This window comes from Alteromonas sp. W364 (assembly GCF_031846205.1).
Lineage (GTDB): Bacteria > Pseudomonadota > Gammaproteobacteria > Enterobacterales > Alteromonadaceae > Glaciecola > Glaciecola blandensis.
Window position 1 is genome coordinate 518,357 of record NZ_JAVRID010000002.1, and the last position, 22,216, is coordinate 540,572.

At 44.1% G+C, this 22,216-nt stretch carries 14 protein-coding genes; 4 read left to right on the forward strand and 10 right to left on the reverse strand.

Annotation, left to right across the window (positions count from 1 at the left end; all coding sequences use genetic code 11):
- Window positions 1-29 precede the first annotated feature (29 nt).
- The 3 genes from RM556_RS05045 to RM556_RS05055 all read right to left on the reverse strand — a co-directional run bounded on the left by RM556_RS05045 (window position 30) and on the right by RM556_RS05055 (window position 7,329).
- Window positions 30-2,585: a zinc-dependent metalloprotease gene (locus RM556_RS05045; RefSeq protein ID WP_311374021.1), complete on the reverse strand. Its 2,556-nt coding sequence runs from the start codon at window positions 2,583-2,585 to the stop codon at window positions 30-32.
- Between the two features lie 190 nt (window positions 2,586-2,775).
- The gene (locus tag RM556_RS05050) at window positions 2,776-4,452 is read right to left on the reverse strand and encodes an ABC transporter transmembrane domain-containing protein (RefSeq protein WP_409220048.1); all 1,677 of its coding nucleotides are present in this window, start codon (window positions 4,450-4,452) and stop codon (window positions 2,776-2,778) included.
- 120 nt (window positions 4,453-4,572) lie between these two features.
- Window positions 4,573-7,329 (reverse strand): choice-of-anchor B family protein, encoded by a 2,757-nt coding sequence (locus tag RM556_RS05055; RefSeq protein ID WP_311374023.1) that lies wholly within the window; start codon window positions 7,327-7,329, stop codon window positions 4,573-4,575.
- Here RM556_RS05055 and RM556_RS05060 point away from each other — a divergent pair.
- Window positions 7,328-8,254, forward strand: a complete 927-nt coding sequence (locus RM556_RS05060) for an MbnP family copper-binding protein (RefSeq protein WP_311374024.1) — start codon at window positions 7,328-7,330, stop codon at window positions 8,252-8,254. The genes RM556_RS05055 and RM556_RS05060 overlap by 2 nt on opposite strands.
- Window positions 8,255-8,257: 3 nt before the next feature.
- The gene (locus RM556_RS05065) at window positions 8,258-9,337 is read left to right on the forward strand and encodes an MbnH family di-heme enzyme (RefSeq protein WP_311374025.1); all 1,080 of its coding nucleotides are present in this window, start codon (window positions 8,258-8,260) and stop codon (window positions 9,335-9,337) included.
- A gap of 46 nt (window positions 9,338-9,383) precedes the next feature.
- On the opposite strand, the gene RM556_RS05070 is transcribed toward RM556_RS05065, so the two are convergent.
- The 5 genes from RM556_RS05070 to mutS all read right to left on the reverse strand — a co-directional run bounded on the left by RM556_RS05070 (window position 9,384) and on the right by mutS (window position 16,978).
- Window positions 9,384-10,073, reverse strand: a complete 690-nt coding sequence (locus RM556_RS05070; RefSeq protein WP_311374026.1) for a transposase — start codon at window positions 10,071-10,073, stop codon at window positions 9,384-9,386.
- A gap of 139 nt (window positions 10,074-10,212) precedes the next feature.
- Complete coding sequence (locus RM556_RS05075) at window positions 10,213-10,863, reverse strand: hypothetical protein (RefSeq protein WP_311374027.1); 651 nt, start codon at window positions 10,861-10,863, stop codon at window positions 10,213-10,215.
- Between the two features lie 191 nt (window positions 10,864-11,054).
- Window positions 11,055-12,356, reverse strand: coding sequence for a phosphopyruvate hydratase (gene eno / locus RM556_RS05080; protein ID WP_311374028.1), 1,302 nt, complete (start codon window positions 12,354-12,356; stop codon window positions 11,055-11,057).
- Between the two features lie 65 nt (window positions 12,357-12,421).
- A complete protein-coding gene (locus RM556_RS05085; protein WP_311361445.1) occupies window positions 12,422-14,050 on the reverse strand; it encodes a CTP synthase in 1,629 nt (542 codons plus the stop codon).
- A gap of 216 nt (window positions 14,051-14,266) precedes the next feature.
- A complete protein-coding gene (gene mutS, locus RM556_RS05090; protein ID WP_311374029.1) occupies window positions 14,267-16,978 on the reverse strand; it encodes a DNA mismatch repair protein MutS in 2,712 nt (903 codons plus the stop codon).
- Between the two features lie 137 nt (window positions 16,979-17,115).
- On the opposite strand from mutS, the gene RM556_RS05095 reads away from it, so the two are divergent.
- The gene (locus tag RM556_RS05095; protein ID WP_409220049.1) at window positions 17,116-17,583 is read left to right on the forward strand and encodes a CinA family protein; all 468 of its coding nucleotides are present in this window, start codon (window positions 17,116-17,118) and stop codon (window positions 17,581-17,583) included.
- A 489-nt stretch (window positions 17,584-18,072) separates the two neighbouring features.
- Window positions 18,073-19,113 carry a recombinase RecA gene (gene recA / locus RM556_RS05100; RefSeq protein ID WP_311374085.1) on the forward strand — a complete coding sequence of 347 codons (1,041 nt, stop codon included), beginning with the start codon at window positions 18,073-18,075 and terminating at the stop codon, window positions 19,111-19,113.
- A 167-nt stretch (window positions 19,114-19,280) separates the two neighbouring features.
- Here the strand turns inward: recA and RM556_RS05105 are convergent, their stop codons facing one another.
- Entirely contained in the window at window positions 19,281-19,586 is a 306-nt protein-coding gene (locus RM556_RS05105) for an EscU/YscU/HrcU family type III secretion system export apparatus switch protein (protein ID WP_311374030.1), read from the reverse strand.
- Window positions 19,583-22,156, reverse strand: a complete 2,574-nt coding sequence (locus RM556_RS05110; RefSeq protein WP_311374032.1) for a flagellar hook-length control protein FliK — start codon at window positions 22,154-22,156, stop codon at window positions 19,583-19,585. The genes RM556_RS05105 and RM556_RS05110 overlap by 4 nt, the downstream gene beginning before the upstream one ends.
- Between the last annotated feature and the right edge of the window lie 60 nt (window positions 22,157-22,216).

A 22,216-nucleotide genomic window follows, 5' to 3' on the forward strand; every position in this document is an offset into this window, starting at 1 on the left:
TCAAATCAAAACCAAATCGCTATTGCGAATTAACCTTTATAAAAGGCCTTTTGGATTTTACTTCTTAAGAAGCTCTTATGGATTTTCGTTGCTTGGTCGCCACGAGATTTTTTCACCATATCCAGCACTCTGCCTAGTTCATAGGTAGAAGCCGCTTGTGCGAAGTTGTCGTACTTGCTTTCTTTCATTAAGCCCGACATTGCAATCAAACGGTCTACGTATTCAACTTGTAGGTTACGACGGTAAGAGTTTACATCGCCTTTGATGTCAGCTTTAAAGATAGCGTCGGTTAAACGGCCCATCATTTTTTCAGCTGTGAATGTATTACCGTAAAGCGTTGTATCTGTTAAACGGATCAATACGTTTGGATGCAATACATGGTCAAGTACGTTCTTCTGAGCACCTAACAACATGTCGTGCAAACGTGGTGATTCATCACGTCCCCAACCACTAAAGCCACGGCGCTGACGCTGAATATAAGCGAACAAAGGCTCCATCTCTTCAATCGCATCTGGCGCAAACACAAAGCTCATTAAGGTATTCATTGCTTTGTTCTGTTCTGATTCAGGCACTGGCGTGAGAGGCTGTGTGTAGCCTTCCTGTCCAACAAAAGCACGGTTTAGGTAAACACCGCCAATATAACGAGATACTACAGACGCTTGACGTGCAAACTCACCAAACAAGACATTCACGCCCACTGCTAAGTCGTTGTGCGAACGACCATCAACAAGGGTTTTGTCTTTTAATTTGCCAGCCATGTGCTTGATTAATTCAAAACGATCTTGTGCGTAATCGACCGCTTCGCCAGACATATCAAAGATATTGATACGTGGGTCAACGTGGCGACCAGCAGAGCGCATATCATCAGCATCGTTACCGAACGCCAGCTCTGGTTCAGCTGAACGATTAAGGATAGCGGTTAAGCGTTTTTCTTCAGCTTCTGGATCGTCTAGTGCTTGTGAGTAGCCGTATAAAATAGCCCAATCATCGTATGGACCTGGCTTTTCTGTGTAGAAGTCACCTTGCTCTTTACCCACAGGCGCATAGTTAACTGAAGGATAGTCCATCACTGAGCCGGCCAAGATACCCTGCGTAATTGAAGCGTCATGCGCTTCGTCATGTCCATGCAGTTGTGACGCCATCATATTATGGTTCAAACCTAGGGTGTGACCCACTTCGTGTAGGATAAGGTAAGACATCGACTGACGTAATAACTTATCTTCTTCAATCTTGCCCATGCCGTCAGCTAGACCAGCATATTGACCAAACATCAAACCTAAGTTTAATTCATGACCAAGTGAGCACAGCATGCGCTCGTCGCCGTGTAAGCTAGACTCTAGGGCGTTATAGCCGTCAGTGAACATTTCAGACGCAATCCAGCGACCTTTCATGAAGCTATACTCAAGCATGATGTCAGAACCGATAATTTGGCCTGTCAAAGGATGCGAGATACTTGGGCCATATCCACCAAAAGGAGGACGCGGTGATGAAGTCCAACGCAAAACGTTGTAACGTACGTCATCTGCACTCCACTCGGCATCATCAGGTTGGATCTTCACTTGAATTGCATTACTAATACCGGCTTTTTCAAATGACGTGTTCCATGCCAATGTCGCATTAATAATGGTTTCACGCCATTCGACTGGTGTAGTATTCTCAATCCACCAAACGATAGGCTCAACCGGATCTGATACTTCAGCGCTTGGATCTTTTTTCTCAAGATTCCAACGATTGATCACGTCACGATAGTTAGCCGTTTGGTCTGATGTTAAATCATCGAACTGCTGAGAGAAGTAACCAATCCTGGCATCATCTCGACGTGGTTGAAAGTTGTTTTCAGGTGCTTTGATGAAAGCATGCTGAACTTGTAAAGTAGTATAACGCGCATCTGATATCTCAGCGCCGCCACCTACTTTCGGCGTGCTATTTTCATAAACATAGCGCACGACAACATGGGTGTTTTCAGGGAAGTTTTTCACTTCACTAATTGCTGTTTTGTCTTTTGACAGTTTTCCAGGCTTGAAGCGACGCTTCTCTGCTTGTGGATTGTCAGACGGCATGGGGGCAACTCTATGCAAATCTTCGTTGGCGAACAGGGCGCTCAAGTCAATCGCGATTTTACCTTCATCTTCGTGCTCAATTTTAGTAGAGACTAAAATAGCTTCACTGATGTTAGCATCTGCAGCACGGCTTACGGCACTTTCAGGGTCGAAGTAAAAACGAGGTGTCTTTGATACTACTTCAATGCGGTCGTAATTACGGCGAAACTCAATTAAACGTGAGCCTCTAAATTGACCTCTGAATGTGCCTGCTGCTACGGCACCGTCAACAGTTGAAACGAAATACAAAAATGGCGTATCAAGTTGGGATTCATCAAAGACGACTAGACCTGAACCGTCTTTTTTGTCGCGATAGATATCAACAAAGCCTTCAAAGGCGTCTTTCTTTTCTAATATCTCAGTGAGTGTTTCTTTCTTTTTCTCTTCGTCTTTAGCGTCTTCTTTTTTGTCTTCAGCAACGGCAGTAAATACCATTGAAGACAAGAAAACCGCTAATAACGATTTACGTGTAAAGTTTACAAACATGATGCTTTCCAAAGCTAGTTAGAATTTGCCTTTCTGTCGAAGGCGCGAATGCCCAAATTGAGCGATTACAACTATAGTACTACTTTCGAATAGAGATTTAAGTTCGTAAGCTGGGTTAAAAACACTTTAATTGTTACAAGGTTTTTCAATTTTGCAGATTATTAGATTATATCTTTTTGCGTGAAGCGTATTAACTCAACTGGAGGTCAACAAACTCTTTGTACACCGGGCTGCTTTTTAACAGTGATTCATGCGTACCTTGCGCGATTAAACGCCCATGCTCTAAAACGATGATATTGTCCGCATTGATGACGGTAGAGAGTCGATGAGCAATAATAATCGTGGTAGTTTGGTTCATTAAGGTATCGAGCGCTTGCTTCACATATTTTTCGCTACTGGCGTCCAATGCACTAGTGGCTTCATCTAGCAATAAGATAGGGCGTTTAGCCAACACTGCTCGCGCAATCGCAATGCGTTGTTTTTGTCCACCTGACAGCTTAACCCCTCGTTCGCCGAGCTGAGTATCGTAACCATTTACAAATCCCTCTATGAATTCATGTGCAAAGGCTAATTTGGCTGCTTCTATAACAGCTTCATCACTGGCATCTGGCGAGGACAAACGAATATTGTCGGCAACTGACATTGCAAAAATAACAGCATCTTGAGGGACGAGAGCAAAATGCCGCCTGACAGTATCAACATCAAGCTCCGTTTGCTTTTGTTTCCCCAATAGAATTTCGCCTGAATCTAGGTTGTAAAAACGCATCATTAGGTCGAACAGCGTTGATTTACCAGCGCCGCTGTGACCGACAATAGCTAGCTTTTGACCAGCTTTTACATTGAATGATAAGTCATGAATGATTTGTTTGTCGGGCACAGAAGGATAGCTAAAGTTCACATTGTTCAATGAGAGAATAGGGTCAGCAGCACTTTGTGCCATTTGAGTAGGTTCTTGCAACAAAGCCGATGAAGTATCTGTAGCCTTATTCGCTTGTGGAATATCCGCTTGGGTATTCATTAATTCTACAATGCGCTCACTAGCGCCAGCCGCTTTCTGTAAATCGCCAATGACTTCACTGATTGTGGCGATTGAGCCGCCAGCTAGCACCGCATAGAAAACGAAAGCAGTAAGTTCACCTGGTGTGACTTTACCGGCAATTACATCCAAAGCACCTATCCAGCCCACAACAAATATGGAGCTAAGACTAATGAACATGATAAGTGCGATGAGCAATGCCCGATAGTGGATGCGCTTGGCCGCGCTGCGCATGATTTGTTCGGCGCTGTTGTCAAAAGCGCTAACGCTTTGTCTTTCATGGTTGTAACTTTGAATGGTATGTATTTCATGTAAATTTTCATCAATTAATGTGCCCATGGTAGCCACATCATCTTGACTCACTTTGGCAAAGTGTCGCACTTTTTTACCGAGTAATTTTATAGGTAGAAGAATGACGGGAACGGCAATGAAGACATAAAACGTTAAGGTGGTGCTAGTAATTGCCATTAAGACTATTGCGCCGATGAACATCACTAAAGAGCGCAAGGCCATCGACACACCGGTTCCCACAACAGACTGCAGTAAGGTAGTATCGCTTGTAAAACGGGAAATGACTTCCCCAGTGCGAGCTTCCGCATAGAAGTTTGGAGACAAGGTAACCAAATGCGAGAACAAGGCTTTGCGAATGTCAGCACAAACCCTCTCACCAAGCCAAACCATGAGATAAAAGCGGCAATAGGTTGCGACGCTGCCTATAAGAGCGATGCCAAGTACCAACAATAAGGATTGAAGCAGCATGGTTTCATCGCCTGCAACAAAGCCTTGATCAACAACTAGGCGAACGCCTTGGCCCAAAATGAGCCACGCCATTGCGCCTACGAAAAGAGCGACTAAAGCCAAGGCAACCTTGGTAATGTATGGTCGAAGATGGGAAAACAGCCACTTCAGGATTGATGTACTACTATTCAATTGCCAAGACTCAACTTTTCTCTATTCTTGTAATGCTAAACGTCTGCTCAGTGCTATTAGCACCAAGGCATTAAATAACCAAAGTGCGCCACCTGAACTGCTTGGTGGTGTAGCCGGCGGTGGCGACACTACTACTGGAGGCTGCACTGGCTCTGCGGCTTCAACTGATACACTAACAGATGTACTGGCTTGTAAACCAAACTCATCAGTTGCGGTAAACTCAAAGCCTAATGTCGCATCGGCATCAGGTGCAGTAAACGTTGCTGTAAGAGCGTCTGCGTCGCTTAAGGTGACATCTGGACCAGAAGTTTGAGCCCAAGCGAAAGTCATTGTTTGGTTTTCTGGGTCGCTCGCCGTTGCAACTAAAGATACCATCGCTCTTGCATTTACGTTTAAGCTCGCTTCAGCGTTCACTTCAGGAGCCAAGTTTGAATCATCATCAAGGATGCTGACTAATACACTACCACTACCTTCAATCGTCACGTTTTCGGGGCTTTCTAAAATGATAGAAAAAGTTTCAGTTTCTTCACTGTCGCTATCATTCACAATGTTCACGTTAACGCTTTTATCACCTAATTCGCCAACGGCCCATTCGAGACTAGTGGCTGCTAGGCTTGCGTCTGTGCCTGCTTGGGCTGTATTACTTTCGATTGACAAAGAAACGCTCGCGGCTTGGTCTGCCGCCCCAGAGCGAGTCACTGTGAGTGCAAAGCTACCGTCAGTTTCTTTAACTTCAATATCATCATCAGGGATAATCACTGAGGACAATCGACCGGTAAGGCTTAAAATATCAATTTTAGCGATATTCGGGCTTAGAAGCTCTGCATTTGGTGATGGGTTTTCAAGGCGAATGAACATACTTTCCGTACCTTCACCGTTTCCGTCGTCAAGGGCGCTGATGGTGATTGTTTGGGGAATTGAATCTCCCGCATCCCACGAAATTGTGCCTGACTCGATTGCTTCAAAATCATTCGAGCTCGTTGCGCCTCTTATGATTTGATAGTCGACGCTGATAGCTTGTGTACCGGAGCGAATCACTGATATTGCTAAATCTTCACCTTCAGTCACTTCATACATGTTGGTAGAGAATTGTAGGTCATCTTTGCCACTACTTTGTGTTTCATCTTTCAGAACATAAAGGCCGCCTTGAATATCACTGGCCAAAATGATGCCACTGGGTAGATAGGGGTAAACGCCCCAAACGCCATTGAATGAAGCATTGGTAATACTTGGAAAGGTATCAAAGTAGCCAATTTCAGTAGGTGATGTTGGATCTGATAAATCGAGTACCGTCACACCTCGAGTATAGTTCGACATGTAGTATTTATTGCCACGAACAAAGCCATTGTGGTCGACGGCTCTAGTCGGTCCCACCCAAGTTGAAACGAGGGTAGGCGCATTCAAATCAGAAATATCAAAAATATGAACGGTGGTGTTTAAGCCGTTGCGCTGCTCATCTAGTTCATCATGTAATATTACATACTGGCGATCTTCGCTCCACCAACCAGAGTGCGTGTACTCTACATTGGGATAGCTTACCGATGACAGCTCAACCGCACCGCCGAGGGCTGAATGATCCCAAAGACGCAAGGTGCCTTCGTTGAAATCGAGCATGACTGTGCAACCTGCTGCTGTTTTATTCACACAGTCTCTATCGGCTCTTTCATCATTAATAAGTAAAGAGGATGCGTCATGTGTATAGTCGGAGCGATTCGCATTAGAAAGGAAGTAGGTCGGGATCGGTGTTTCAGGTGCACTTATACGATAGCTACGCAGTGAGCCGCCTCGCACATTAGAGCCTAGAATATGCGCTTGCGGTTCGGCGAGAGAATTCTTGATATTCAGCCCATAATCAACATTTGATATGTAAATATTGTGCGCAGATCGATCGTTGATATCGCGTGTAACTAAAGCAAGTCCGTCATCAGGATTGCTCAAGTTCATGATAGTCAAGCCCTCAGTAGCACTATCAGCCGTAGCATATGCATAAGCCTCCCATTTATTTAGGTCGCGATTGAAGTATTGGTAAACTTTAATATCACGCCAAGTTGTGTCCTGACCTTGGATTGCATTAATCACGACAGGGTTGACTGGGTCAGATACATCCACCAACGCGACGCCTCTGCGCAGCCCTACTAAGGCATATTCCTTCATTGTATTAAGGTCAACATGGCCCCAAATATCATTTGCTCTCTGGCTCGACGTTGGAAACTCATTTACGGGTACATGTGATAAGAGTGACATATTGTTGCATGGGAATGCCCCTGCAGCACCATTCACGCACGGAGTTTCGGCTTGAGATTGGTACATTACTTCAACTTGCGCCAAGCTCTTGTCTAACTCAGCATCACTTAAGTCAGTTTTGCCCTTACTATCAACAATGACATTGAAGCCCTTATCATTTAGTTGATTAGCATATTCGACCGGAACGCCAACAATGGTCGTCGGGAAGGCATTTGGGTTTTGAACTTGATAATTATCTAAGGTTTGAAAGCCACCGTATGCAGGGACGACATCACTGATAAGATAGAAAACATCTGCAAAAGCCTCTAAGTGATATTCACCCTGCGCGACTAATACGGCATCGCCTTTGTTCGCTTGTTGTGCTGCATAGCCAATGCTTGCACAAGGACGGAAGCGATTCTTACAATCACCTTTGTCGCTACCATTGGCGGCAACAAATCTTGCCTTATCATGGTCCATGTGTGCGTTTGCTTGCTTACAAATCCCTATGGTAATTACAAGCAAGATGCGTAAACTATTGAGATACTTTTTCATGTCGGTTCCGTTTATTGTGTTCTCAGCGCTACATTCAATTCTATTTTTAACATGCCAGCGATGGCATAAAAAGCGCTATGTCCCTTATGCTGGTGGTACTTCTCGTTCACTGTGGCTTTGTTTTTTGCTGTTGGGCCTCAGTGCTTGTTCGCCAACTAAAAATGAGCCGACAAACAAATACATCAAATTTGTGCCGAGCTTTGCTGACCAAAGCCTAGCATGTAACACGCGCATAAGCATTGACGATAAGCTTTGGTCTATTAATGAGTTGGCATTTTTCATCAGTCAACTGAGGATCACCGATGAACATACGTCCTATCCATTAACCTTAGTGGATAATGCGTGGCAAAGCCAGAACGTTGCACTGATTCGTCAATCACCCGACTGTGCAGAAAACCGGACAAACCTACAAGTTTCTTTTAGCGTCGAAGATTCAAGTGACTTGTTTTTGGCCAGTAATGAATCGCTAGAGCTTCGCTTTTCTCTTGGCGTACCTTTTGAGATAAATCATCAAAACCCAGTCACTCAATCATCGCCATTAAATGATTCGTCTATGTTTTGGGCGTGGCGCAATGGGTATAAATTTATTCGCTGGGACATGCAAAATGAAATGAGTGAAGCTTGGTCTTTTCATTTAGGCAGTGTGGGTTGTGAATCAGCCGCAATGGTTCGTGCGCCTGACCAAGAATGTAAGTTTCCAAACCGGATTGAAGTGAGCCTGCCGCTTAAGCTCAACAGCCTGCAAAATAACGAGGTGATGATTAATATGGATCTCTCTCTTGTTTTAGGTGACCTCATGCCAAGCCAATCAACTACGTGCATGTTCTCTAGTATCGACGATCCAAGTTGTCAGAAACTGCTGAACAATAGCGGTAACAATAAGGTGTTTTCTGTAGTGCCGCGTGAAATGACGGAAGGCGAATAGACTATGTTGGGCAAGCGGCGTAAAGGTGCTCTCAAGGTGAGCTTAGTATCCGTAATTCTGATTGGGGTAGGTGCATGTTCACCAAAACCAACACCTTATGAATGGCAAATTCCACCGGGTTTTCCGGCACCCAATGTACCCGAAGATAACCCCATGACAGTAGAGAAAGTCACTTTGGGTGAGAAGCTATTCAACGACGTGCGCTTGTCGGTAAATGAACAGCAATCTTGTGCTTCTTGCCACCTCAAATCATTTGCATTTTCTGACCCTAAAAAAGTATCAATTGGCACAACGGGTGAAGCACTAGCACGAAACTCAATGGCGCTGGTAAATGTGGCCTATAATGGCAGCTTTACTTGGGCTCACAACGGCTTAGGCTCATTAGAGAAACAAATTTTAATTCCCTTATTCAATGAAGAGCCGATTGAGATGGGCGTGAGTGGTTTTGAAACTGAGATATTGGCGCGTCTTGATGAGTATGAAGATGAATTTGCCTTGGCATTCGACAATGCCGAGGTCGACTTTGACAATATTGTGAAAGCCTTGGCTAGCTATGTTCGTAGCTTAACATCCTTCAATTCGGACTTTGACCGTTATGCCTATTTTAACGACGACAGTGCTCTGTCAGAGTCAGCTATTCGCGGTATGGATTTGTTTTTTTCTGAGAAACTTGAATGCTTTCATTGTCATGGCGGCTTCAACTTCACTCAGTCTAGTAAACACGCCTTTCAGAAGCTCGATTTAGTTTCTTTTCACAACACGGGTTTATACAACGAAGATGAAAAAGGAAGTTATGCAAATGGTGATCAGGGACTAGCCGATATTACGTTTAATGACGCTCATCGTGGAAAGTTCAGAGCGCCAACGCTAAGAAATATTGAGCTCAGTGCCCCTTACATGCACGATGGCTCTGTGGCTACGCTGTCTGAGGTCATCGATATATACGCGGCTGGTGGACGCGGCGACGGCATCAACAATCCACTCAAAAGCCCTTTCGTACAGGGCTTTGATATTACAGAAGAAGAAAAACAGGACTTAATCAACTTTTTAACCAGCCTGACTGATGAGTCTTTTGTCGAGTAAAACCAAAAAAGGGGTCAGAGTTAATTAAAAAAGAGGTCAGAGTTAATTAGTTTTTCGGCGGCCTGCCAATGCGGGTACTCTTTAATTTCACTCCAGATAAGTTTTGCACGTGAGCTTTGAATTTCTCGTCTCCCATAACAAGCTCTCTATTGACCGAACTTCTTATTTTCATAGTCATTGCGTCACTTAAACTACTCTCAAATAATTTACGATAGGAGTGCTGTCGGGCTGTTGAGTCGGAGCCAAGATTTAAGTAAATATCATGCGGCTGACATAGTTCAGAGTGTCGGCCATGAGCATTAAAATGATAGCTAGACCATTTATACTGTGCAGGTGAATTCACCATATTGGCGCGCACTGGGTTCAGTTCGATGTAACGATATACACTCAGCATGTAACTGTCTGAGCAAACAAGCGAGGCTTTGAATCGCCCCTCCCACAAAGTACCGGTTTGTTGATGATTGTCATTGAAGTAACGCACATATTTTCGCCCTAAAGACTGCATCATTTTGCTGACACCATTGTTGTCAGCAAACGGTGTGCAGAGCAGGTGGACGTGATTTGACATAAGTACCCATGCATGGATTGCGACATTGTATTTTGTGCTGTATTCCTTTAACCAACTGATGTAAGCGACACGGTCAAATTCGCGAGTAAAACAGAGTTGTCGGTTGTTTCCACGTTGAATAATATGCTGGCTGATCCCTTTCAATCCAAGTCTTCTTGGCCTTGCCATATTCATTCCATTGATTTATTAGCAATACGGGCAATATATCTTATAGAGGGGGCTTTGCAATCCTGTACTTGGGGAAACTGGACTATTGAATTAACTAACTCTGACCCCTTTTTTAATTAACTCTGACCCCTTTTTTGCTTTATTTGAACGTGGTCCAATTGATGTTGGTCGAGAGTAAAAGTTCTCTTAGTGTCAGTGCGCGGGGGATCGTCTTTCCTTTACTATTCCACATATGGCCACTGCATGCGGCACTTACTATAGCTTTGTTGGGTTTCACCATTTGAATGACGGTGTGACTTTTAGCCTCCTCTAAACTGCTACCATCTAAATTAAACCAGCCATGTTTATTGGCGTGCAGCTTTTCGGCAGAAGAGGGGATCATATCAATAGAGTCTAACTCGATGTGTTCATTGCCGTACTCATTTACATAAATGCAGACTACCGCACCGCGATAATGGTGTTGTGCAAACCAGTTATGCGCTTTTGCCAACTCATCTTCATTACCAATGAGTTTGGTCGCTGGGCATTTTGCTGCTTGTTTCGACTTCCACGTACCATTATGTACGTCGACTTCAATGGGGGTGGGTTCGTTAATCAGGAATTCTGCGGCATTTTTTATGTGATAACTAAGACCGCTTAATTTACGTTTTAGGAGCGATGGATCTTTGATGTTGCTTGAGGCGAGATTGATTAATTCGCGCTCATACAAGGCATTGCATAACTCAGCAACATTGGGATATTGCTCGGCTAAGTTAAAAATGTTGGTTTGATCGGGTTGCTGTTCGCTCATCTAATTACATCAAATACTCACAACTTAGCGTTGCATTGGTTAGCTTCATAAAAAACAAAACGGCATCTTAATACATAAAGATGCCGCTTTCATTATTCTTTCGTCAATGTTTCATTGATCTTACAAGATTTTCCAACAAAACTGGCTAAAAATAGTCTTTTAGCCAGGTGGAAAACTCGGCAAGTGTGAAATTATTGTCCTTTTATTTCAGACAAACCATTGTAGGCAGCAGGTGTGCCATTTTCTGCCAATTCAGCTTCGATGCGAAGGAGTTGATTGTACTTAGCAACACGGTCCGAACGACAAAGTGAACCAGTTTTGATTTGACCCGCAGCTGTACCTACTGCTAAGTCAGCAATGGTAGCGTCTTCGGTTTCGCCTGAACGGTGAGAAATAACAGCCGTGAAGCCAGCATCTTTCGCCATTTTAATCGCAGCCAAGGTTTCGCTTAATGAACCGATTTGGTTGAACTTAATCAGGATTGAGTTACCCACACCATTTTCAATGCCACGAGACAAAATCTTAGTATTGGTCACAAACAAGTCGTCACCAACTAATTGCACTTTGTCACCTAAGATTTTGGTCAAATATGCCCAACCATCCCAGTCACTCTCGTCAAGACCATCTTCAATAGATACGATTGGGTACTCAGAAGCAAGGTTTGCTAGATAGTCACTGAAGCCATTTGAATCAAATGATTTGCTCTCGCCACTTAATACATATTGACCGTTTTTGTAAAACTCAGAAGCCGCACAATCAAGCGCTAAGGTCACGTCAGTGCCCATTTTATAGCCTGCGTTTTCAACAGCTTCAACGATGACGGCTAATGCTTCAGCGTTTGAGGTCAAGTTTGGCGCAAAGCCACCTTCATCACCCACTGCAGTATTCAAACCTTTGGCAGACAATACTTTCTTCAAGCTGTGGAATATCTCAGCACCCGTTCTTAATGCTTCAGCGAACGATGGAGCACCAATTGGCTGTACCATAAATTCTTGGATATCGACGTTGTTGTCGGCATGTTCACCACCGTTGATGATGTTCATCATGGGTACCGGCATGCTGTATTGTCCAGATGTACCATTCAAGTTTGCGATATGCGCATATAAAGGTAGTTTTTGGCTGATTGCTTCTGCTTTTGCTACAGCAAGTGACACAGCTAAGATCGCGTTGGCACCCAACACTTCTTTATTCTCAGTACCGTCTAAGTCGATCATGACTTGGTCGACGCCCGCTTGGTCTGCAGCATCTTTACCGCTTAGTGCAGGTGCAATCTTATCGTTAATGGCTGCGACTGCTTTTAATACACCCTTACCTAAATAGCGAGATTTGTCGCCGTCACGTAATTCTAAAGCTTCTCTTGAGCCTGTAGATGCACCAGATGGCGCACATGCGCGGCCCATAGCTCCGCATTCCAAATATACGTCTGCTTCGACTGTTGGATTGCCTCTTGAATCGAGTACTTCGCGACCGACTATGCGAGTAATATTCGCCATTGTTGTTCCTTTTTACTTGTAGTTTACTTGTTCATTAATGTGTCGCAGTCACTGTATTACAATGACTACTTTTCTCTAGAGTACGTTCCTGCAGCTGCAACAAAGCCCTCAAATAAAGGGTGACCGTCGCGCGGCGTAGAATTAAACTCTGGGTGAAATTGACCCGCTACAAACCAAGGATGATCTTCTAGCTCTATTACTTCAACCAATGCCTTATCGGTAGATAAACCACTGACCTTCAGTCCGGCCTGTTCTATTTGATCACGTAGGTTGTTGTTCACTTCATAACGGTGACGATGGCGCTCATGTATTTCAGTGCTGCCATACATCGTAGCTACTTTGCTGCCTTCTTGGAGATGACATAGTTGGCTACCCAAACGCATAGTACCACCTAAATCAGTAGAAAGATCTCGGATCTCTTTGCTACCGTCAGCTTCCAGCCATTCGGTGATCAAGCCAACAACTGGGAAAGGAGTTTCAGGATCAAACTCAGTGCTGTGGGCACCTTCCATACCAGCGACATTTCGAGCGAACTCGATATAGGCGACTTGCATGCCTAGGCAAATACCCAAATAAGGAACGTCATTTTCACGCGCATATTTTGCAGCAGCAATTTTGCCTTCAATACCGCGTTCACCAAAGCCTCCCGGCACCAAAATAGCATCCAGGTCTTGCAGAATATGAATGCCTTTACTCTCAACATCTTGAGAATCGATATATTTGATATTGACTGTGAGTCGGTTTTTCAAACCAGCATGTTTCAGCGCTTCGTTAACTGATTTGTAAGCGTCGGGCAGTTCGACATATTTTCCAACCATACCGATATTGACTTCACCAGTAGGATTGGATTCAGCGTAAAGTACTTGCTCCCACTCTTTTAGGTCTGCTTCAGGACAGTCATAGCCAAAGCGTTTGACGACTAGTTCGTCCATACCTTGTGCTTTCAGAGCGGCTGGAATTTTGTAGATACTGTCAGCATCGCGCAAAGAAATTACCGCTTTTTCATTCACATTGGTGAACAAGGCAATTTTAGCTCGTTCATTATTCGGTAGTGGTACTTCAGAACGACAAACCAAAATATCAGGTTGAATACCCACTGAGCGCAACTCTTTCACCGAGTGCTGAGTTGGTTTGGTTTTAGTTTCGCCAGAAGCAGCGAGGAAAGGCACTAAGGTTAGGTGCATGAACATCGCATGCTCGCGACCCACTTCTGTGCCTAATTGACGAATCGCTTCGATAAATGGTTGTGATTCAATATCGCCAACTGTGCCGCCAACTTCAACGATGGCAACATCGTTACCTTCAGCGCCCGCTATTACGCGTCGCTTAATTTCATTCGTGATATGCGGAATAACCTGGATTGTGGCTCCAAGGTAATCGCCGCGACGCTCACGTTTAAGCACTTCTTCATACACGCGACCAGTGGTGAAGTTATTGCGCTTGCTCATGCGGGTGCGAATAAAGCGTTCGTAGTGACCCAAGTCGAGATCGGTTTCTGCGCCATCATCAGTCACGAAAACTTCACCATGTTGAATTGGACTCATTGTGCCAGGGTCAACGTTTATGTAAGGGTCGAGTTTAAGCATTGTGACCTTAAGGCCGCGAGCTTCAAGGATGGCGGCTAAGGATGCTGCTGCAATACCTTTACCTAATGATGAAACAACACCACCGGTGACGAAAATATAGTTTGTCATGTAAAACCTAAGATACTTGGGTTGAGCTAAACCTGAAAAAAGCACCACATAGTGTTGTGTTTTGAAAGGCTATTAATTTGGTTTACTAGCACATTGAACCTGTGCTTCGATGGGCGGATAGTATACTAAAAAAGAGGGGCCGGAGTAAATGAAAATTGTGTTTCATTTGTTGGGATGAAATAGGGTTACTTACACCAAGCCAATCTTTTTTTGCGGCTAATCCTTGCTAATACACTCTTTGCGCCATTGGTACATCAAGGCTAAGGCTTCTCGCGGGCTCAGATCATCAATGTCGATAGTCAGTAATTTATGCTCTAGCCAATGTTCCTGTTCGTCAAAACTCATACTGAGTTGTGGTAGTTGAGGGATATCATCTGCGTTGATTTGCTTGCTTGAAGGGTCGCTTGTTGCACTGTTAAGCGTTTGCGATGTACTTTGCAGTGGTGCTTCTTCTAAATTGGACACGTTTGCAGTAAGCGCATCAATTTGCTCAAGCTCACTTAACTTGTGCTTAGCCGCTTTAATAACTGCTTTCGGCACACCTGCAAGCTTTGCTACTTGAAGGCCATAACTTTTGTTCGCAGCGCCTTGCTGAACCTGATGCATAAATCGAATCTCATCATTGTGATCAACCGCACTTAAGTGGACATTGCTGATCGTCCCAATTTGCTCAGATAGCGCAGTTAATTCAAAATAATGCGTGGCAAATAAAGTGAATGCCTGCAAACGTTCAGACAACCATTGAGCACAGGCCCACGCTAAACTTAAGCCATCATAAGTACTGGTACCGCGACCAATTTCGTCCATCAGCACCAAGCTATTCTTTGTCGCATTGTTTAGAATATTCGCCGTTTCTGTCATTTCGACCATAAACGTAGAACGCCCGGAAGCTAAGTCGTCGGCAGCCCCAATTCGCGTGAATATGCGGTCGATAGGGCCAATTTCGGCATCTTGTGCTGGTACGTAGCACCCAATATAAGCAAGCAGCACAATCAAAGCGGTTTGACGCATATAAGTTGATTTACCACCCATGTTTGGTCCGGTGATCATGAGCATACGCGTGCTGTCGTTCATGAAGAGCGGATTGGCAATGAATGGAGAAGTCATGACTTCTTCGACAACCAAGTGGCGACCTTCCGAGTAGGATATTTTATTGTCTTCGACCAAACTTGGCTTGCTTAAGTTAAGCGCGTCGGCTCGTTCTGCAAAGTTCGTTAAGACATCGAGTGTGGCGATTGCTACTGCGCTTTGCATCATATCTGCAAGTGACGGCGCTAAAGTATCGAAAAGCGAATCGTAGAGTTTTTTCTCTAAGGCTAAGGCTTTGCTTTGACTGGTGAGCACTTTGTCTTCGTGCGCCTTCAACTCTGGAATAATATAGCGCTCGTTATTTTTAAGTGTTTGTCTGCGCACATACTCAGCAGGAATTTTATCACTATTAGCGCGGCTAACTTCAATAAAGAAACCGTGTACTTTATTGTAATTGACTTTTAAGGTGGGAATACCAGTGCGTTCGCGTTCTCGCAACTCGAGTTGCTCTAAAAAGTCAGTTGCTCCTTTAGATAGAGCACGTAACTCGTCTAGCTCTTCTGAATAACCTTCCGCTATGACGCCGCCATCACGCAGCACAACAGGGGGATTATCAGTAATAGCGCGGTTGAGTAGCTCAGCTGCTTCTGGGTAATGACTGATTTGCTCTGAAAAGGTCGTAAAACAAGGTGTGCCATTTTCGCTTACACTACCGGCTAATACGGCGTGACCTAGCCATTGCTGTAATTCTGGAAACACATTCAGCGCTTCTTTCAATCGCGAAAAGTCTCTTGGGCGAGCGCTACGCAACGACATTCTTGCGAGTATTCGCTCTATATCACCAATTTGTTTGAGTAAATCTTGTAACACAGAGTAATCGTGGGCTTGTATATCAGCAATCGTATTTTGACGAAAAACCAGCTCGTGCTTATTGGTGATGGGACGATGCAACCAACGCTGCAACAATCGACTACCCATGGCTGTGCAGGTATGGTTGAGCACTGCAAATAGCGTGTTCTCTACTTTTCCTGACAAGGTGCGAGTGAGCTCTAAATTTTGCTGGGTAGCAGCATCCATTAGTACCGCTTCTTCTGCGCGATTCTCACTGATCTTACGAATGTGAGGTAGAGCTGTGCGCTGCGTATCTTGCACATATTGCAATACACAACCGGCAGCGCCAATAGCAACCGACTGCGTATTTATGCCAAAGCCATCTAGTGTGCTAGTACCGAATTGACTGTTTAACTTTACGTTTGCTGTTTCAGCATCAAATTCCCATTGAGGTCGACGGCGTAATCCCTTGAAGTTTTCTATTAGATGGAAAAAAGAGCATTGCTCAGGATACAAAATTTCAGCCGGTTGAATGCGTTGCATTTCTGCTTGAAAGGCTTCGTCGGTAGCGGCATCAATGATCTGAAAACGTCCACTCGTAACGTCAATATATGCGAGCCCGTATGTGTCTTTTTCTTTGCAAACAGATAGCAATATTGAGTCTTTGTTTTCTTCTAATAACGCTTCATCAGTAACTGTGCCGGGTGTCACAATGCGCTGCACAGCGCGTTCCACTGGACCTTTACTAGTAGCAGGGTCGCCAATTTGCTCGCATACCGCGACAGACTCTCCCATTTTAACCAGCTTAGCTAGGTAGTTTTCTGCGGCGTGGTAGGGAACACCCGCCATAGGAATTGGCTCGCCACCCGATTTTCCTCGAGCAGTTAAAGAGATATTAAGAAGGTTGGCTGCTTTTTTGGCATCATCAAAAAACAACTCATAAAAGTCGCCCATGCGATAAAACAGCAAGATATCAGGATGGTCAGCTTTAATTTTTAAATACTGAGTCATCATTGGTGTGTTTGCTGGCGCGCTGCTAGCGCTTTTCTTATTTTTATTTGTTTGCATGTAGAGTCAACACAGCCTGATTGAATTTTTTATTGTCGCGACAAGTTCATGTCTTTAGTATAGGGCGCTATTGTAATGAAAACCGAGCGGATATAAACAGTACTTTGCAAAACTTCAAAACAAAAAATATTCAACACTTGGCAGTTAAGCTTGGCGAGCAACTTTTTCACCAAAATGAAAAGGTAGCGACAGTAGAATCCTGTACCGGCGGTGGCGTTGCTTTCGCTATTACTGAAGTGGCTGGTTCGTCACAATGGTTTGAGAAATCGTGGGTGACTTATTCGAATCAAGCTAAACATGAAGAAGTGGGGGTTAGCTTAAGTACCTTAAATGAATTCGGCGCAGTGAGTTCAGAGGTTGTTTGTGAAATGGCGCAAGGCGGTTTACAGAAGAGTAGGGCCGACTATTGCGTTGCGATTAGCGGAATCGCAGGTCCTGGCGGCGGTAGTAAGCAGAAGCCGGTGGGTTTAGTTTGGTTTGCCATAGCAACACAACACCATACGACGAGCTTTTCTCGCTGTTTTAATGGCGACCGCCAAGAAGTTAGAGAGCAAGCCATTAGCCTTTCTTTACAAGAACTGATCGACAGTTCACTTTCAGCGTAATTAACAAAATATTATAATGCTCTTCGTTGCGGTAACTGAGCATTCTATACAGTACTTTTGTTGATTGTGCCGGGCCTATGAACTTAACTTCGTTTAAGAATCATAAGCCCAAAAACAAAAAATCTATTGTTTTCATAAACATAAAAATATTTTTAAATACAGTATTGCAACTGTATGGTTATACAGTATACTTGCGATATAAATGATTAGGTGTGTTGATTTGTCTCTACCACTTTATCGTTGAAAATCATGAAAAAGCGGCCAAAAACAGGCTGTGTTGTGAATGAAACGATAGGCGGTGAGGATTTGGCAAGACATTAACTAAGAGCTTACACAAAAGCTTACCCAAAAGCGTAATAGCGCAGCAAGCAAAAAGCATTGTTGCAACAAAACGAAAAGCATACAGGAGTGCATGTCATGTTAAAAAAATCGGCCCCGAAGGCAGAAAAAACAAGCCCAGCGAGAAGAACCGGTAAAGAGGACAAAAACGTGAATGAGAATAAAAGCCGCGCATTAGATGCTGCTCTTGGTCAAATTGAGAAGCAGTTTGGTAAAGGCGCAATCATGCGTCTTGGTGACAACCAAGCGATGGATATCGAAGCCATCTCTACAGGTTCACTTAGTATCGATATTGCCTTAGGCATAGGCGGTTTACCTTGTGGTCGTGTGGTTGAAATTTACGGACCAGAATCATCAGGTAAAACAACACTAACTTTACAAGTTATTGCGGAAGCACAAAAGAAAGGTAAAACGTGTGCCTTCGTCGATGCCGAGCACGCTTTGGATCCTGTGTATGCTGAAAAGCTAGGTGTAAACATTGACGAGCTTTTAGTCTCTCAGCCAGACACTGGTGAGCAAGCACTTGAAATTTGCGACATGCTTGTGCGTTCAAACGCGGTTGATGTGGTAATTGTTGACTCGGTTGCCGCTCTCACGCCAAAAGCCGAAATTGAAGGTGACATGGGTGACTCACATGTTGGTTTGCAAGCTCGACTAATGTCTCAAGCCCTGCGTAAGCTAACGGCGAATATCAAGCGTTCAAATACGCTATGTATTTTCATCAACCAAATTCGTATGAAGATTGGTGTGATGTTTGGTAACCCTGAAACCACTACCGGTGGTAACGCGTTAAAATTCTACTCATCTGTTCGTCTTGATATCCGTCGTATTGGCGCTATTAAAGATGGTGACGAAGTCGTGGGCAACGAAACGCGCGTAAAAGTGGTGAAAAACAAAGTCGCGCCTCCGTTCAAACAAGCTGAATTCCAAATCATGTACGGCGCAGGTATTTCTAAGGAAGCTGAATTGATCGATTTAGGCGTGAAGCTTAAATATGTCGAGAAAGCGGGCGCTTGGTATAGCTACAACGGCGAGCGAATTGGTCAAGGTAAAGCAAACGTTGTTAAGTACCTTAAAGAGCATGTTGATATGGCAAATGAAATTGAAGGTCGCATTCGCGCAGAGCTTCTATTGCCAAAAACCAAGAAAGAAGACGACGTGGCCGCTGAACCTGCTACAGAAGTCGAATAAAAAAGCGAATATTTACACCTCTCCAAATAGAGCATCTTTTTAGGTGCTCAACACATTAGCGTTGCATGGAGCAATCCCGCAACCCCCTTCGATGGCTGACTTTGTTCAGCCATTTTTTTTTGACTCAAATTAAAGCTACAAAGGCTTTTTTCGGCTTAGAGTCGATTTTATTCAGTAAAATCCACCTTTTGATGAACGTTTTCCCAAGAGTCAGGAAACTTACCTTGTAATACATATGAGAATGCAATGAGTTCGGCTATGACATGATATAAGCTTTCGGGTATTTCCTGTCCTAGATCCATACGCGCGAGCAAATCGCTAAGATACGGATCTTCGTGTATTAGCACATTATTTTCCTTCGCTAAAGCGATGATCTCTTCGGCGAGCTCGCCAAAACCTTTTGCAATAACCGTCGGTGAATTATCCTCGTTTGGCGCGTATTTGAGTCCGACGGCTTTTCGTTGATCACTCATACCTTTGCCTCAAATAGGTGATAGTGCTCTGGCTGAAGCTTTTTCGGTACTTTTCCAATCTGACAGCTTTTCTCGATCAATTCGATCCCCAGACTTTTCAAGCGCCTTTGCAGATAAGGCAATGTATCAAGTGCTTTGATTTTCAGTGCTTCGGTAGATGTGAAGAGTTGCAGTTTGATTTCACTCTCTTGTAACTGAGTTTTTGCTAGCATTTGTCCAAGCTCTCCCACATCTAACTTCATGGTGAGATACCAAGATGAGGCTGATTGTTCGGATTTTGCATTTTTGTTTTCTCTGCTTTCACGCTTTATGAGCAATTCGATATCATCTGCTTTGGGATTAAGTAAATTGGGCAGCGCATAGTAAAGCTGGTCTTGGCCTTGTAATGAAGAGTCTGCGCTTTTCAATTTATGATGTTGGTGGCTTGATAAAATCTTGGCAATTTCTCCTGACAATGCGTGCTTTGAGTCGAACTGACGAAAGTCTTGCATGAGTTTTGCACTTTGTACCTTGCTGATGTCAGGCACCAAACTTTTTACCAAATCAGGTACAAGATCTTGTGCCTTACTCGCTTGTTTATTGGATTGCCGTTGTAGTTTTGAAGCTAAACTGACTTGCAGTAGTGTCACTAACCCGGATAGAAAACCGCCTTGCGCTGTCGCTGTAATTGCGTTTACAGGGGGCGGATTAAGTGGCGTTGAGAGTAAATTTTGAATCGTTCTAGCATCAATACTGGTGCCAATAGAGTCTACTTTCGGGATTTGTTCTTGTACCGTTTTTAACAGCTGACGAAGTTCTGAACCAATGCCGGCTTCTTCTAAGCTTTCGTTAAGAAGGGCGTTAATCGCATTATTTATGTTGTTCAATGCCTGTGTTTGCGATCCAGATAACAGCAAACTCTGCTTTCCTAGTTCTTGCGTGATGCTTTGCAAGTTACTGGTAATTGCTTTGTTTGCAGCCACACTACCGACGGTAAGTTCCCGTAATTGACTGGCTAGTTGTGTCAGTAGAGAGGATGTCTTGCTCGACTCACCCGCATTTGATTGAATACTTGAAATGGCACTGAGTGTATCTGCGACTTGCTTTTGTAGCGCTTGTAACAGTTTATCTGACTGAAAGTTAGCGACTGGCGCAGCACCGCTCGTTTTCGTGTCAAACTTATTATCAATTTGTGCGCTTGTTGATTTCTCTGAATTCGCAGTATTCACTTGTTGAGCGACTTCTTTACTCAAAGCTGCGCCCACCTGTGGACTTTGTTTCCCGACTAAATCCGCTTTGCTTGAAATAAAACCTAACTGATTCACATTAATTTGGCGCTGAATTTGTTGATCCGATACCAGTTTTGACGGCTGAGTGCGGTTGCTTTCTGAGCTTTTATTAGCGGCACTATCTTCTAATCCACTCGGCTGAGTTTGGCTAAGTAGGGTTTTGGCTTGTACTGGATTTAATTCAATCACCGAAGGGCGTAAATTCCCAATGACCGATACACTCAGGGATCCTTTGTTTAAACCGGGCTCTAAGGCCAAGAACAGGACTTTGTTTGCAAGTACATTATTGTCACTTGTAAGGCCACTGGGTGTTTTACTGGCATTAGTTAACGCTTGCTCATTTACTTGAGCAAAAGCATTCTGCAAAGATTTTGGTAGTTGCGACAAGGTGCTGGAATTTAGGGGTAATATCACTTGTTTAGGGGAACCTGCGCTCGTTCCGCTAGAGGCAGAACTGCTGCTCGCGACATTGCTATTAGCTCCTTGCTTACTTAACAGAGAACTCAATAGCGCAGCATTCAACAAGTTGGTGGGTAATGTATTTGCATTGAGGCGTGTGAGCTGAGCGTCCAATGTTAGGGTTTTCCCAAGCCCTTGTCCAAGTGCGTTTGCAGACAATACATTGATAGAGAGTACTTTTGGTTTTTTGGTACTGACGTCGACATTCACCTGCACTTGGCTATTTGTTTTTAATTCGGCGATTTGCTGCGGACTTAAGGTCAATCTTGCTTGCTGTGGTGGCAAGTTTGAGCCCGGGATTTGGAAACTAATACTGACTTGATTAGCAGCAATATTGATGACTCTGCCCGCAATGGCAATGACTGAATTCCCGTTTATGCCCAAGTTGCCGGCGCTGGCTGACTTTGCAATCACATTGTTGAGCTGATTGTCGTTTACGCTAACAGTGTTCGACAATACACTCTTGGGTAATTTACCATTCAAGGCTTGTTGTAAACTTATTGCGCTTGTCGTCGTGGATGATGCATTGTTTATGGCGCTTGCAACCAAAGCGTAAGTGTTGGCTTTGTTCGGCAGTTTAACTAGGTCAAAAACCTGCCCTTGTTTAATGTTTGCAGTATCGAGAGTTTGTGACAGTGACTTGGTAGACAACTGCAAACTTTGCTTGTTCTGTTGGTTGCTCAAGGTTACGGTGTTAGTTGTTACTTGGGTAACCACCACGCGAATAGCGTTATTTACAGCTAAACTAGACTGATTCCCAGAGTCTCTTGCGCCTACAGCCGTATTCTCGCTACCACGAGCAAGTGCATTGGTTTGGTTAGTTACTGGGTTTAAATCAGACATTACTCTATTATCGGCCGCTAAGGCTAAAAAGCAACCACGCTTTATCGACAATTGATGTCT